The 15006-nt window shown below is 36.5% G+C and carries 17 protein-coding genes; all 17 read right to left on the bottom strand.

The window, feature by feature from the left end:
• Window position 1: 1 nt before the first annotated feature.
• Window positions 2-457, bottom strand: a complete 456-nt coding sequence (gene aroQ, locus UFO1_RS09785) for a type II 3-dehydroquinate dehydratase (protein ID WP_084159808.1) — start codon at window positions 455-457, stop codon at window positions 2-4.
• Window positions 458-537: 80 nt separating this feature from the next.
• Window positions 538-2211, bottom strand: a complete 1674-nt coding sequence (locus tag UFO1_RS09780; protein WP_038670339.1) for a penicillin-binding protein 2 — start codon at window positions 2209-2211, stop codon at window positions 538-540.
• Window positions 2212-2282: 71 nt separating this feature from the next.
• Window positions 2283-2489, bottom strand: coding sequence for a DUF4911 domain-containing protein (locus tag UFO1_RS09775; protein ID WP_038670338.1), 207 nt, complete (start codon window positions 2487-2489; stop codon window positions 2283-2285).
• Window positions 2482-3711: a U32 family peptidase gene (locus tag UFO1_RS09770; protein ID WP_038670336.1), complete on the bottom strand. Its 1230-nt coding sequence runs from the start codon at window positions 3709-3711 to the stop codon at window positions 2482-2484. Before UFO1_RS09770 ends, UFO1_RS09775 begins: the two co-directional genes overlap by 8 nt.
• On the bottom strand, window positions 3708-4307 hold the full coding sequence (locus tag UFO1_RS09765) for an O-methyltransferase (protein ID WP_038670334.1): 600 nt from the start codon (window positions 4305-4307) through the stop codon (window positions 3708-3710). Before UFO1_RS09765 ends, UFO1_RS09770 begins: the two co-directional genes overlap by 4 nt.
• 13 nt (window positions 4308-4320) lie before the next feature.
• Window positions 4321-5334: an endolytic transglycosylase MltG gene (mltG, locus tag UFO1_RS09760; RefSeq protein WP_038670332.1), complete on the bottom strand. Its 1014-nt coding sequence runs from the start codon at window positions 5332-5334 to the stop codon at window positions 4321-4323.
• A gap of 233 nt (window positions 5335-5567) precedes the next feature.
• Entirely contained in the window at window positions 5568-5909 is a 342-nt protein-coding gene (locus UFO1_RS09755; protein ID WP_038670330.1) for a DUF1292 domain-containing protein, read from the bottom strand.
• 68 nt (window positions 5910-5977) lie between these two features.
• Window positions 5978-6394 (bottom strand): Holliday junction resolvase RuvX, encoded by a 417-nt coding sequence (gene ruvX / locus UFO1_RS09750; RefSeq protein ID WP_038670327.1) that lies wholly within the window; start codon window positions 6392-6394, stop codon window positions 5978-5980.
• A 27-nt stretch (window positions 6395-6421) separates the two neighbouring features.
• Window positions 6422-6676, bottom strand: a complete 255-nt coding sequence (locus tag UFO1_RS09745; protein WP_038670325.1) for an IreB family regulatory phosphoprotein — start codon at window positions 6674-6676, stop codon at window positions 6422-6424.
• A gap of 230 nt (window positions 6677-6906) precedes the next feature.
• The gene (gene alaS / locus UFO1_RS09740; protein ID WP_038670324.1) at window positions 6907-9525 is read right to left on the bottom strand and encodes an alanine--tRNA ligase; all 2619 of its coding nucleotides are present in this window, start codon (window positions 9523-9525) and stop codon (window positions 6907-6909) included.
• A gap of 80 nt (window positions 9526-9605) precedes the next feature.
• The gene (locus UFO1_RS09735) at window positions 9606-10601 is read right to left on the bottom strand and encodes an AI-2E family transporter (protein WP_236639423.1); all 996 of its coding nucleotides are present in this window, start codon (window positions 10599-10601) and stop codon (window positions 9606-9608) included.
• A gap of 352 nt (window positions 10602-10953) precedes the next feature.
• Window positions 10954-11136 carry a hypothetical protein gene (locus UFO1_RS09725; protein WP_038670321.1) on the bottom strand — a complete coding sequence of 61 codons (183 nt, stop codon included), beginning with the start codon at window positions 11134-11136 and terminating at the stop codon, window positions 10954-10956.
• 66 nt (window positions 11137-11202) lie between these two features.
• A complete protein-coding gene (locus UFO1_RS09720; RefSeq protein WP_038670320.1) occupies window positions 11203-11706 on the bottom strand; it encodes a PRC-barrel domain-containing protein in 504 nt (167 codons plus the stop codon).
• Window positions 11707-11853: 147 nt separating this feature from the next.
• Window positions 11854-12945: a tRNA 2-thiouridine(34) synthase MnmA gene (gene mnmA / locus UFO1_RS09715; RefSeq protein ID WP_038670318.1), complete on the bottom strand. Its 1092-nt coding sequence runs from the start codon at window positions 12943-12945 to the stop codon at window positions 11854-11856.
• Window positions 12946-12953: 8 nt separating this feature from the next.
• Window positions 12954-13325, bottom strand: coding sequence for a Fe-S cluster assembly scaffold protein NifU (gene nifU, locus UFO1_RS09710; protein ID WP_038670316.1), 372 nt, complete (start codon window positions 13323-13325; stop codon window positions 12954-12956).
• Window positions 13326-13348: 23 nt separating this feature from the next.
• Window positions 13349-14554, bottom strand: a complete 1206-nt coding sequence (gene nifS, locus UFO1_RS09705) for a cysteine desulfurase NifS (RefSeq protein ID WP_038670314.1) — start codon at window positions 14552-14554, stop codon at window positions 13349-13351.
• Window positions 14535-14993, bottom strand: a complete 459-nt coding sequence (locus tag UFO1_RS09700; protein WP_038670312.1) for an Rrf2 family transcriptional regulator — start codon at window positions 14991-14993, stop codon at window positions 14535-14537. Before UFO1_RS09700 ends, nifS begins: the two co-directional genes overlap by 20 nt.
• Window positions 14994-15006: the final 13 nt, after the last annotated feature.

The following is a 15006-nucleotide window of genomic DNA, read 5'->3' as shown; positions in this document are numbered from 1 at the left end:
TTTATCTCTTGTTGCCGATTAAACGGGCAACTGCCTCCAATGCTAAAAGATAGCTATCAGATCCAAATCCACTGATTTGACCATAGACAACTGAAGATATAACCGAATGATGGCGAAACTCTTCACGCTTATAAATATTCGACAAATGCACTTCAATAGCGGGAACAGAAATAGCAGCTAAAGCGTCACGTATAGCAATACTGTAATGAGTAAAAGCCGCAGCGTTAATAATAATACCCTTATGTTTGCCTTCAGCTTGCTGAATGGCGTCCACTATATAACCTTCATGATTTGATTGAACAAATTCCACTGCAATACCTAGGTTGTTAGCTTTTCCCCTTATATTTGCATTAATTTCATCTAGCGTCAGCTTACCATAAATATTTGGTTCACGTTTTCCTAATAAATTCAAATTAGGCCCATGAATAACCAAAATACAAGGTTTTTCTTCTATCACAATATCACAGCCTTAGCATAATAATTCATTATCTCATATAGTTTATCATATTTTTAATTTATTGCCTAGTTTTTTGTAAGCTATTTCAATTCTTTTGCTGGGCCTATTATGGCTGACATAATCTCACTAAAAATTGGTGCTGCTACATCGCCGCCAGACATTCCCTCTTCAATAAAAACGACTATCGCATATTGTGGATTTTTTAAAGGTGCATAACCAGCAAACCATGCATGATTAATACTCTTCCCAGACTCATTTGTTCGTCCAGTTTCAGCAGAACCAGTTTTACCTGCTGAACCAATTGTTTCCACGTAAGCCGCTTGCCCTGTCCCAAAACGGGTAACTGCTCCCATCATTTCTTGCATTTGCTTAGCGGTTCTTTGGGTTAATACCTGCTTACCTGGTGTTGCAACATAATTTTTCACAACCACGCCTTCCGCATTTGTCAACTTGTTCACTATATACGGATTTACTTTAACGCCATCATTTGCAATCGTTGCAACTAATGACACAATTTGAAGTGGTGTTGCCTCCAATTTTCCCTGACCTATGGTTAAATTTGCAAGTTCTCCTGGATAAATACTATCAACTGGCGGTAGATACCCTTCAGCCTCACCATAAAAATCTAAATTGGTTTTGTTACCAAAGCCTAATTTTTTTGCATATGAAATTAAATTCTCCGCACCTAATTTTAAGCCAACTTCAATAAAGACAGGGTTACTAGAGTATGCTAAAGCTTCGGTAAAAGTCAATTTACCACGCCCACCTTTGTCATAGTCCCATCCGTTAAATCGTATATGATCGACCTCAATAAAACCAGGATCAAAAAAACTATCATCTGGATGTACAATCCCAATTTCTAATGCAGCTGCTGCCGCCACTAATTTAAATACTGACCCAGGCTGATACGCTGCGATAGCACGATTTAATAAAGGCGCACTACTTTGTTTTAAATAGTCATCAAGATGATTTGCATCAAAATTAGGACGTGACGCCATAGCTAAGATTTCACCTGTATTTGGACGTATTACTACTACCGCCCCTTTTACATCATGATTATCCAATATATTTTCCACATCTTTTTGTATTTGTCTATCTATAGTTAATACTACATTGCTTGGGCCAGAATGGTCTAGCAATCGTAAACGCTTATACCCTAAACCTGGTATAATCTGTTGCCCTGCATCGACCAATGCTGCAGCATATTCTGGCTGGCTGCCTCGTAATACGTCATCATACATAGCTTCAATGCCACTGACACCTTGGTTATCAGCATGATTAATATAGCCTGTTACATGGGCTGCTATAGGAAGATAACCATATCTAACTCTTTCCGCTACGACTATAACTCCTGAAATGTTAGAGAGATTTATTTTGTCTCCAACCATGGCATCAACCTTACTATTTAACTTAAAGGGGCGTTTATTACCTGTAATTTCCGATAGAATATACTCTTTCGAAAGCCCCATTAACATTGCTAATTGACTAGCCGTAGTTTCAGCATTATGAATTAATCCTGGAAAAATAACAACGCTAAAATGTTGCGCTGTATTTGTGAGCGCTAATCCATTGCGATCAACAACTTCTCCTCTGGCAACTTCAATAGGTACTTCTTGAATACGCATACTTAAACTTTGGCTTGCAAGCTCGTTGCCAGCAATAATTTGTAAATAGAATAACCGCATAATTAGTAGGCAACTGACCAAAAGAAATAACGTCAACATTTTGTAGATGCGTGAAACTTGTAATGCCATACTATCACCTCAATGATAGTATGGCATTGTCTGGTAAAATTATTAATTTTTCATTATACTGCAGCTATGCGCTATGAGCTTACATATTCAAACTCAATCGGTAGATTTTCTAATATATCTTGTACTTCTTTATATGTATCGGGTGTAACACGGATACGTAATACTCCAACCTGATCTTTTACAGTAGTAACTACACCTAAATATTCATACCCTTCCATAATCCGATTTAGATAATTTATGTACTTGACATCAATACGAATTAGAATTTGTTCATGCATTTTCCTGTACCTCACGGCGTAACATGGCAAACTCCACAGTTTCTTGGAGCATAGGAATACGAATAAGCTGTTGAGCATGGGGCGCAACACTTATAGAATTGCCTTCCATGTCAAACATTTCAGTAATGACTTGTGAAAAATTAGGCCTCCCAGGTTGCATGATCTCTATTCTTTGCCCAATTTTTATATTATTGCGTTGTTCAATAATAGCCATACGTGTCGTGGCGTCATAACTTTTCACTAAACCAATAAAATCAAATGTCTGTTCATAAGAAGATGATCCATAAATTTGATCATCTTGAGTTGCTTTGTTAAAGTAAAATCCACTTGTATAGGCACGATGAGAGATTTTTTGCAATTCTTCGAGCCACTCTGTTTTAACACTATATTTGTCTGGATCCGCTATATAAGCATCAATGGCTTCACGGTATACTTTAATTACTGTAGCCACGTAATGTACACTTTTCATACGACCTTCGATTTTAAAACTATCCAAGCCACTATTGATCAATTCAGGAATGTTTGGCAATAAACACAAGTCCTTTGAATTGAAGATATAAGTCCCACGTTCATCCTCTAGTACAGGATAATATTCACCTGGGCGTTTCTCTTCTACTAAGTTAAACTTCCAGCGGCAGGGTTGAGCGCATTGTCCCCGATTTGCATCGCGATCAGCAAAATAATTACTCATTAAGCAACGTCCAGAATAAGATATACACATCGCTCCATGAACAAACGCTTCAAGATCAAGACTCACTTTTTGCCTAATTTCTGTAATTTCTTCTAGAGACAATTCACGAGCGAGCACTACTCGATCAGCCCCCAATTCTTGCCAGAAAAGTACTGAAGACCAGTTAGTGTTATTGGCTTGCGTACTAATATGAATAGGTAATGTAGGTGCTACTTCTCGAACAATTCGGTATACACCAACATCGGCAACAATCACTGCGTCAACATGACAGTCAACTAAAAATTTAATGTAGGCAGGTAGTTCTGGTAGATCCTCATTATGAGGAAATATGTTCACAGTAACATATGCTTTTTTTTGTAAACTATGGGCAAAATTAATACCCTCTTTTAGCTCATCTTCCGTAAAATTACCGCTAAAAGCTCTCAGTCCAAAGGACTTGCCGGCCATAAATACAGCGTCTGCTCCATAAAGAAGAGCCATCTTAAGCTTTTCAAAATTACCAGCAGGTGCCAAAAGTTCGGGTTTTCTCACTTTTTATTCGCTCCTTGATAATAAGAAATAGCCACTCCATCACCCTCATGGTGAATTGTTGTAGTAAAACGAGAATCTGTATTAACAAATTCCAAATATTCCTTTAAACGCTTGACAATAGTTTTGTAACGTTTCAACGGTGGCTCTTCACTCAAAACCATGCCGCGAAATAATACATTATCAGCGATAATAACAGCGCCAACAGATAACTTGTCTATAATTTTACCTAAATAATCAAGGTATTGAGCTTTTGCCGCATCAATAAATACTAGATCAAATGTCCCCTCAAGATCTGATAAAATAGTACTCGCATCACCGTCTAATAGCTGAATTTGTTCTGTTCTACCAGCCCTAGCAATGTAATCATAAGCAAGATCAATACGAGAAGCATCTTGCTCTATGGTAGTAATTTTACCATCCTGTGGCATATATTGAACCATAAGTAATGCTGAGTAGCCAATGGCAGTACCGATTTCCAAAATCGATTTTGGTTGTTTACTTTTTACAGCGTCAATTAGCAAATTACTACTCATTTTATTAATAATTGGTATATTATTATCAGTAGCATATCTTTCCATTTCATTTAGCAAATTCAATATATCACTCCTATTATTTACGCACTTGTTCAATTGCTGCAAGGTGTTCTTCATATGTTTTACTAAAATGATGCGCGCCCTGCTTATCTGCAACAAAGTATATAAAGCTGGTTTCCTTTGGGTATAAAACAGCATTTATTGCTGCCATTCCAGGATTTGCAATAGGTCCTGGAGGTAGTCCCATGTGTTGGTAGGTATTATAAGGAGAAGAAATTTCTGTATCTTCCACTGAAAGTTCTACTTTAGGATATCCTAAAATATATTGAATCGTAGCACAAGATTGTAAAGGCATCTCTTGTTTTAAACGATTAAGAAAGACTCCGGCAATAATTGGGCGATCACCTTCTATTTGGGCTTCCTTCTCTACTAAAGATGCCAAAATAATTACATCCTTGACTGATAAACCAATTGCAGTTGCTCTTTCCCTCATGCTTTCACTAAGCTCTTTATCAAATTGAGTAATCATCATATTTAGTAATTGCTCTTCTGTCGCACCCTTAGTGATTTGATAAGTGTTAGGAAATAGATATCCTTCAACTTTATATACTACATTTGCATTATAATTCATCATATAAGGATAAGAAGAAACATTACTATTTTTAGCGAGTGCTTTAAACTTTTCCGCACTACCAAGCTGCTTTTCTTGTATTAGTTTCGCAATTTGATCGACAGTATATCCTTCTGGAATCGTAATTTGTTGATATACTGTTTCCCCCTTAGCTAACATTGCTACAATTTGTTGAATCGTCATATTTTTGTTTACTACATATTCGCCTGCCTGCAAAGAATTTGCCAATCCCTGCATTTTAGCTACAGCATGAAATGCTAATACACTTTTTATCATACCTTGTTGATACAACAACTCACCAATTTCATTGGCAGCCATTCCCGACTTAACTACAATTACTGCTTTTTCCGCTACAGGTGCAGTAACCGGTTGTGTCAATCTATATATAACGTTTCCCAAACAAAGAAAAACAAATACTAACAGAATATGCCATTTAAATTGCATCAGCCTATAACTCATCTTATACCACCTCCCTAGCATTTTTAGTTATCTTTTTAAGGCAATGACTATATTATACACAAAAAGATAAAAAAAGACTAGGTTTCTGGTAAGTCCCTAGACTTAAGCCAAAAGCCTAATCACTAGAAATCAAAATTAGAACTATGCCATCATAAAAAAACATGACTTGCAGCAAACCATAGTTGCTTGCCTAATCAGAAGTGTTATACTTTCAATCTGTAAAAAAATGAAGCCTATTCGGCTTCATCCTCTTCTTCTACCATTAGTTCTTCATATGCCTTACGAACATCTTCAAATTCTTCATCGGTAGGATCGACATATATTTCCTCGCCATTTTCATCAGTATCAATGCGCGCAATATATACATCAACTTCATCGTCAGAACAACCGCATCCAGCATCCTGACATTCGCAATCGTCTCCATCTTCGATAGGAATTAATATGGCATACTGCTTGTCACCCACTGGAACAATCATTTCTTCACGATAATAATATTCATTACCTTCTTCATCAGTCATAACAACCACAAGCTCTTCATCCAATTCTTCGAGGTCTTCTTTCTCAAAATCAGCCATTCATATCACCTCTTCCTTTTAGTGTACTGTAATTTTATCTTAGAAAAGTTATCCTGTCAAGGAAGTTATTAGCAGGACAAACTATCTAGATAACCCTGTAAAATAAACACCGCAGCCATTTTATCAATTACTTTTTTCCTCTTGGCACGACTCACATCTGCAGCAATTAATGCCTTTTGCGCCCCTACTGTGGATAAGCGTTCATCCCACAAATGCACTTTTATTTTAGGAAACTGTGCTGCAACTTTATCAGCAAAATCTTGCATTGACTCGCCTCTAGGACCGATTGTTCCATTCATATTTTTAGGTAATCCAATTACAATTGTCTCAACTTCATACTCATTAACAATCTCACTCAACCTAATAAAATCTCTTTCTAAAGAAGTACGGCGAATGACCTCAATGCCTTGGGCTGTCAGTAATAACAAATCACTTGCTGCAACACCAATTGTTTTATCACCAACGTCAAGAGCTAGTATGCGCATTTGTCCTCCCACTATACCTACAACATATTATTTATCTTTGAGATATGCTCTTACCAACTCTTCTAGAAGTTCATCCCGCTCTAATTTACGTATTAATCCACGGGCATTGTTATAGCTGGTAATATATGTAGGATCTCCGGATAAAAGGTATCCTACTAGTTGATTTATTGGATTATATCCTTTGGTCTTTAACGACTGATATACAGCATTAATAACCATCGCTGCATTATTTTCCTCATTCTCCACACGAAACATCATTGTTTCTTCCGATATATTAGGCATTGAGCATCCTCCTCTCTAATAGTATCTCCCCATTATACCATTATATTCTACCTGGACTAGTTATTTCCTCCACTAAAATAAAAATAATTATTTCATTTCGCTATATATTATTAAGTAATTAACATACTCCATAAGAAATCACCTTCTAAATCTCAAAAGATGCAATTACTATTTTTTATGTACAAAAATGTACGTAGAGTTACTATATCCCACTCTACGTACACTTAGAACTATTTAATCTGCTTTTTAATAACTTCTATGGCAAATTGTAAAGCATCGGCAAGTTTTTCTGGATTCTTGCCACCCGCTTGGGCCATATCTGGACGGCCACCACCACCACCGCCAGTTATTTTAGAAACTTCTTTTACAATATTACCGGCATGTATACCTTTTGCTATAGCTTCTTTTGTTACCATTGCAACAAAATTGACTTTATCTCCATTAATAGAACCTAAAGTAACAATACCGCAAGTTAAACGATTTCGCACCATATCCGCCACGGTACGCAAACCATCAGGATCATTAATACTAACTTTACCAACGACAACTTGAATACCATTAATCTCTTGAGAACTAGCTAATAACGCATCTACTTCACCATGGGCTAATTTACTAGTGAGTTCAGTTAATTCATGCTCCAATTCTTTAACACGAGCGACAACACTATCTACCTTAAGAACAATTTCTTCAGGACGTGATTTCAAAACCGTTGCAGCAGTAACTAGTAATTGTTCTCGCGCATTAACGTATTCAATTGCACCCTTTCCTGTCACAGCTTCAATTCTTCGAATACCAGAACCAATACCAGCTTCACCAACGATTTTGAATAATCCTATTTCTGCAGTACTGACTACATGGCTGCCACCACAAAGTTCTTTACTTACATCGCCCACTAAAACAACTCGAACAGACTCACCATATTTTTCGCCAAATAAAGCTACAGCTCCCATTTCTTTCGCTGCACTCTGATTCGTCTCAACAATAGAAACAGAAATGTTCTCTAAAATAGCTTGATGTACAAACTGTTCAATCTCCACTAATTGCTCTGGAGTCACTTGAGAAAAATGAGAGAAGTCAAAACGTAATCTTTCAGGACTTACAAATGAGCCTGACTGATTTACGTGTGTTCCTAAGACTTGCTTTAAAGCAGCATGAAGCAAATGGGTCGCTGTATGATTGCGTGCAATTTCCCGCCGCCTTATCATATCAACTTTAAGATTTACAGTATCGCCAATTTTCAATAAACCTTCTGTAACATTACCAATATGATAAGTTGTACCATTTGCCAACTTCTTAGTAGCAGTAATTTGTATTTTCCCCATGGAACTTTCTAAAAATCCAGTATCTCCAACTTGACCGCCACCTTCGGCATGGAAACCCGTCACATCCAATATAACGGCTACATCCTCACCATCGTGAACTTCATCAACAAGCATACCATCTTTCCAAGCTAAGACCACCTGTGCGCTATCTGCCTGTTCATCAACAGTAAGTAACTCCGTTGCTAGCTTAGACAAATCAGGTATAATTACTTTTTCAGCGTGATCCTGGCGGGCTGCCCGTGCACGTTCTCGTTGTTCTTTCATCGCAGCATCAAAATTCTGTTTATCTAGCTGCATGTCATGTTCTTCCAGTATTTCTAAGGTAAGTTCCCAAGGAAAGCCAAAAGTATCGTATAACTTAAAGGCAGTTGCACCATCTAGCATTGTAATTCCAGATTTTTTTAGACTTTGAACGTGGCCGTTCAATAACTCCATACCCTGTACTAATGTTGTTTGAAAACGTTCTTCTTCTAATTGGATTACTTTTTTTATGTAAGATTGTTTTTCTGCTAAATCAGGGTATGCTTCAGCAAAAATAGCAATTACAACATCAACCATTGGAACCAAAAACATTTTTTCAATACCTAGCAAGCGGGCATGTCTAACCGCTCTACGTAAAATCCGACGTAATACATAGCCTCGACCTTCATTCGAAGGTAATATGCCATCGCCAATCATAACCGTCATACTCCGAATATGATCCGCAATAACTTTAAGGGAAACATCTATTTTGTTGTCAGCACCATATTCCACATTCGCTACTTTTGCTGCATGCTCAATAAGCGGAAATAATAAATCTGTTTCAAAATTAGACTTTTTATTTTGCAATACAGATGCAATACGCTCTAGCCCTGCTCCTGTATCAATGTTCTTTTTAGCCAATGGGGTATAATTTCCAGCTTCATCTCGATCATACTGGGTAAATACCAAATTCCAAATTTCTAAAAATCGATCACAATCACAACCGACTGCACAGTCTGGTTTTCCACAGCCCCGTTCTTCACCTAAATCAAAATATAGTTCTGAACATGGCCCGCATGGTCCTGGACCAATTTCCCAAAAATTATCTTCCATTCTAATAATTCGATCAGCGGGTATATGAATATCATTATTCCAAATAGCAAATGCTTCATCATCTTCTGTATGAATTGTTATCCATAATCTATCCTTAGGCATTTGTAATTGCTCAGTAATAAACTCCCAAGCCCAAGCAATTGCTTCTTTTTTGAAATAATCACCAAAAGAAAAGTTTCCTAGCATCTCAAAAAAAGTATGATGACGAGCCGTACGACCAACATTCTCAATATCACCTGTACGTACGCACTTTTGGCTAGTACTAATTCTCGGATGTGGCGGATTCATCTTTCCTGTAAAAAATGGTTTAAATGGTGCCATACCTGCACCAACTAATAATAATGTAGGATCATTCTCAGGAACTAATGGATAACTTTGTAATATTAAATGATCTTTACTTTTAAAAAAAGCTAAAAATTTCTTACGAAGTTCATTTCCCGTTATATAATTCAAGTTCATCAACCTCCAGATTGTTAGGCATACTCTCGTTCGACATTATACATAAATAATTGCCCAATGTCAATTAATGGTGGTTATAACAATACCTTTATTATATGATGTAACAATACTTTACCAACTGCCACGAATGGCACACCAAGCAGCATTCCAATAATTCCACCCATCTCGCCTCCAACAAAAACAAAAAAAATCACAGTCAAGGGATGAAGTCCTATATTTTCACCTATAATTTTAGGATGAATAATATTTCCTTCAATTTGTTGTATGATAAAAAATAATAGAATTACTTTTAAGGTTAACAAAGGTGACTCCAATATAGCTAACATCACCGCCGGCGAAGCTCCGATTATAGGACCAAAATAAGGAATTATATCAAACAATGCTGCCAATATCCCAATAATTAGGGCAAACTTTACTTGAAGTAAAAATAAACCGATTGTTACAAAGATACCAATAATGCATGCTACGATTAATTGTCCTCGAATAATCCCCCCTAGCACTTTATCAACATCACGCCAAAATGAAATCAACTCCCCTCTCCATTGGCTTGGCAATAACAATAATAATTTACTTTTAATTTCATGCCAGTCATGAAGAAGATAAAAGGCTAATATTGGGCTTATTGCTAAACCCAAAGAATGTGTTATAAGATTAATTATACCATTTACGATTTCTCCAATAAATTCCTGCACATCACCTTCTAATAATAATAAGGCATCATCTATCGCTAACCTTAAATAATATGGCAATGCAGAGTTTTGATACTGTAATTGCACTTTAACCAACAGTATATTAATATTTTCTATCATAGACGGTAAATCCTGGGCAAAGGATTGTAAATCTCTAATCAATATAGCAAGCAACTTACTTCCACCAATAATAACAATACCAAATAATAGTATGTATACGGCAATAATCGCCCATACCCTTCCCATTTTTTTGTTTTCCAAATAACATACTGCTGGATTTAATAAATATGCTAGAAATAGGCCAATGAGAAAAGGATATAATGCATTTCGTACCATCCAAAAAAAATAAAAACAAACTGTTATAAGGGAAAAAATAATCATTATCCTAAAATGTGTCTTTTTTATAAGCACTTTAAAATACCTCATTCTAAAAAGTTGGTTTTGATCCGTTACTTATAAATACTAAAAACTATGATTCTAAAGCTAAAATAAAGTGGAGACCCTGTGGTCTCCACTTTATTTCTAATCAAATTTGTGTAGTAACCGCTTACGGGCCTTTCTCATTAAACCATGTGTTGTAGAAACTACTGAGTCGGCACTACGCTCTACGAATGGTTTCCTTCTAAATGTAGACGTATTCATTATCGGATTTATGATAGTCCCTAACATGATTCCAATGAAACTTCCCCAGAATAAGCCCTGCCAAAAATTGCGCATCATATCACCCCTTTCCTTAATGAGCAGCGGTTTCTAATGGATCTAAATAGAGAGTTAATGTACCATCAGGTTCGACATTAAAAATCTTAACATCTTCCCCTCGCACTATAAACTCAATACAGCAATCCCAACAATAATATTGTACTGCTCCTACTTTACCAATCGCTCTTTTACTATTACATACAGGACAAACCGTCATAATTCGCACCTCACACGACTTTCATCTATTGGCAATAAGAAAAGTGACTCTCTTCTTATTGTTTACTTATATTTCAGTATATAGAAGAGTTTTCATTGTTCCAGGAACTATTACCTTGTCTTTGCCTATAACTTGAATTTTGGGTATCGGCATTTTTTTTCGACCATATAGTAAATCTGATATGATACTATCAGATATTTGATATGATTTCATTTCACCAGTACTAGTATCAAAAAAAACATCAACTAATATACCTAAGCGTAACCCTTCTTCCGTTACGATTTCTTTCTCAAATAATTCTTTTATATAGTAAATAGCTGTCATTTCAAAAAAAGCAGTGGCTTCTTGTATGACTGAATGGTTCCGTACCATAACAGCATCACGGCCTAAACTTAATATGTTCATAAAAGAGATACCTTGTTCAGATGACAAATCCTTTGCACTATTAGTAATGATTCCATAGATTTTCGCCTCATCAATATTTAAAACAATATCTTCTATTTGGCTTATTTGCTTACCTGTTTCAGTTTCTATTACAGGCAGTCCAACTATGTCTCGCATTCTTTGCATAAGAATAGCCTCCAATAGATTGTAATACTATTATTACCCGAAATAGATTATTTTATAATGCATCTATATAGTATATCTAATAAAAACAAGGACTTGGCATTAAAGCCAAGTCCTTGTTTTTATTAATAAGGTCTATCTTTTGTGTACCTACATAGATTTTCTAATTATACCGCCACCAATAACCATATCTCCATCGTAAAATACAACTGACTGCCCTGGTGTAATCGCCCTTTGGGGTTGATCAAATTTTACATGAACACCACCATCAGCAAGAGGAGTTACAGTAGCAGTACCTTCACGTGAGCCATAACGAATTTTAGCAGAAACAGTAATAGGATGTTCTAACTTATCAATAGTAATAAAATTCAGATCTTCTGCTATAAGTTCCGAAGCAAAAACATCCTCATTCGATCCAACTATTACTTGATTCTTATCATAATCTAATTTTACCACATATAGGGGTGTTCCTGCAGCAATTCCTAATCCCTTACGTTGTCCAATAGTGTACAAAGGGAGTCCTTGGTGTTTTCCTATGACTTGTCCCTGTAAGTCCACCACATCACCTGGTTTCAGTGCCTCAGGAGTTTTCTCCGCTAAAAATCCTTTATAATCATCATCCGGAATAAAACAAATTTCTTGACTTTCAGGTTTATTCGCAACTAATAAACCGAATTCAGCCGCTAGTTCTCTTGTCCTAACTTTAGTATAATCACCTAAGGGCATCAAGAAATGCTTCAATGTATTTTGATTCAAATGATATAAAGCATAGGATTGATCTTTGGTAGAATCTATTCCCTTACTCAACGTATGTCTGTTTAATTTATCATCATAACCAATACGAGCATAGTGGCCTGTTGCAACATATTCGGCTCCTAAAGCCAGTGCTTTCTTCAACAAACCTTCGAACTTAACAAATCGATTGCAAGCGATGCAAGGATTCGGTGTTTTTCCTGCACCATATTCTGCAATAAAATAATCAATAACCGTTTCCTCAAACATATCGCGAAAATTCAGTACATAATAAGGTATACCAATTTTTTCAGCTACCCTACGAGCGTCATCTACTGCACTTAAAGAGCAACATCCCCGATTTTCAGCATCATTCTCCGGCACATCTTTATCCCAGATTTGCATAGTTGCTCCAATTACATCATATCCTTGTTGAACCAAAAGGGCGGCAGTTAAAGAACTGTCCACCCCTCCGCTCATGGCTACAAGAACTCTTGGCTTAGTACCCATGAATCAAATCACTTTCCTTTTTTGCTGATATAGTCCTTAATAGCTTCATGTAATGCATCAGCAGCTAAATTGGAACAATGCATTTTAGCTGGTGGAAGACCGTCTAACGCTTCAGCAACAGCATCATTTGAAATTTTTAAGGCTTCGTCAAGGGTTTTTCCCATTACCAATTCAGTAACCATACTACTAGTTGCAATCGCAGCACCACAGCCAAAAGTTTTAAATTTAACATCTTTGATAATTCCATCTTTTACATCTAAATAAATTCTCATAATATCGCCACATTTAGCGTTACCAACTTCTCCAACACCACTAGGATTTTCTATTTCACCCACATTACGAGGATTGGTAAAATGGTCCATTACTTTATCAGTATACATAATAATATCTCCCCTTAAATAAATTAATGATGATCACATTGGTTGCAAGGATTATTAGCCGCCAACTTTGAATTAGCACTTAATGGTGACATACTCCTCAATCTTTCGACAATTTGTGGTAATACTTCTAAACAATAGGAAACATCGGCTTCTGTATTGCCACGCCCTAAGGAAAGCCTAAGGGAACCATGAGCTGTTTCGTGTGTAAGTCCCATAGCCAACAAAACATGTGAAGGATCAAGAGATCCTGATGTACAAGCTGAACCACTAGAAGCTGCAATACCTTTTAAGTCAAGATTTAAAAGAAGTGATTCACCTTCAATATAAAGAAAGCTAAAATTAACATTCCCAGGTAATCGTAAATCTTTATGACCATTTAATTTAATATCTGTAATTTTCTCTTGTATTCCTGCAATCAACTTATCACGAAGTGTTTTCACATGCGCAATTCTAGAATCCATTTCAAGTCTAGCTAGTTCTGTGGCTTTCCCTAAACCAACAATGCCGGAAACATTTTCAGTACCAGCTCTTAGTTTGCGTTCTTGAGAACCACCTTGCTGTAAGGATTCAATCTTTACCCCTTTGCGTATGTAAATCGCCCCGATACCCTTAGGTCCATATAACTTATGCCCAGAAAGACTAAGCAAATCAATATTATATTCATTTACATCAATAGGATAATTGCCCACGGCCTGTACTGCATCTGTGTGAAAATATATCTTATTCTCTTTTGCTAATTGTCCAATTTCCTTAATTGGCTGAATAGTACCAACTTCATTATTAGCAAACATCACACTAATTAAGATTGTTTTATCTGTAATTGCATTTTTTACATCCTCTACGCGAACCATAGCATTTTCATCAACTGGTAAATAAGTAATTTCAAAACCTTGTTTCTCTAAATATTCACAAGCATGTAATACTGCATGATGTTCTATCGTAGTTGTTATAATATGATTTCCTTTTTTACGATTTGCAAAAGCAATACCTTTTAATGCAAGATTATCAGATTCAGTACCACCACTGGTAAAAAATATTTCATTGGCATTGGCTCCAAGTAAAGCCGCTACACTTGACCTAGCTTCCTCTACAGCTTTGCGAGTTTCACGCCCAAAAAAATGAACGCTAGAAGGATTGCCAAACTTTTCTGTCATATATTCCAGGGTTACCTTAGCTACTTCCTTATCAACAGGCGTAGTAGCCGAATGATCAAAATAAATTCTTTCCATTATCACAAACATCTCCTTGTAATCTTTCTTCCCGGCATAAGTCCGCAAGTGAAATAGAATCTAACACTGAACTTATACTGTCACAAACTTTTGCCCAAACCCCACGGGTTACACATATACCTGCCCTTTCGCAATAATCGTTATCTTCTGATTCTGCTAATAGACAATCTACCAAAACGATAGGGCCTTCCATGATTCTAATAATGTCACCTACTGAAATTCTTGCCGGGTCCTTACTTAAAGTATATCCGCCTTGCGCACCACGGATACTTTTTACATATCCAGCTTTACGCAAAGTGCTTACTAACTGTTCTAAATAATTTTCTGAAATTTTTTGCCGCTGCGCAATACTTTTTAAAGAAATTGGTCCTTCTCCATAATGTACTGCTAAATCATACATGGCTGCTACGCCATAGCGTCCTTTTGTCGATATCTTCACAGTAACCTCTCCC

Source organism: Pelosinus sp. UFO1 (assembly GCF_000725345.1).
Taxonomy (GTDB): Bacteria; Bacillota; Negativicutes; order DSM-13327; family DSM-13327; genus Pelosinus.
This window is presented reverse-complemented; position numbering and strand designations above follow the sequence as displayed.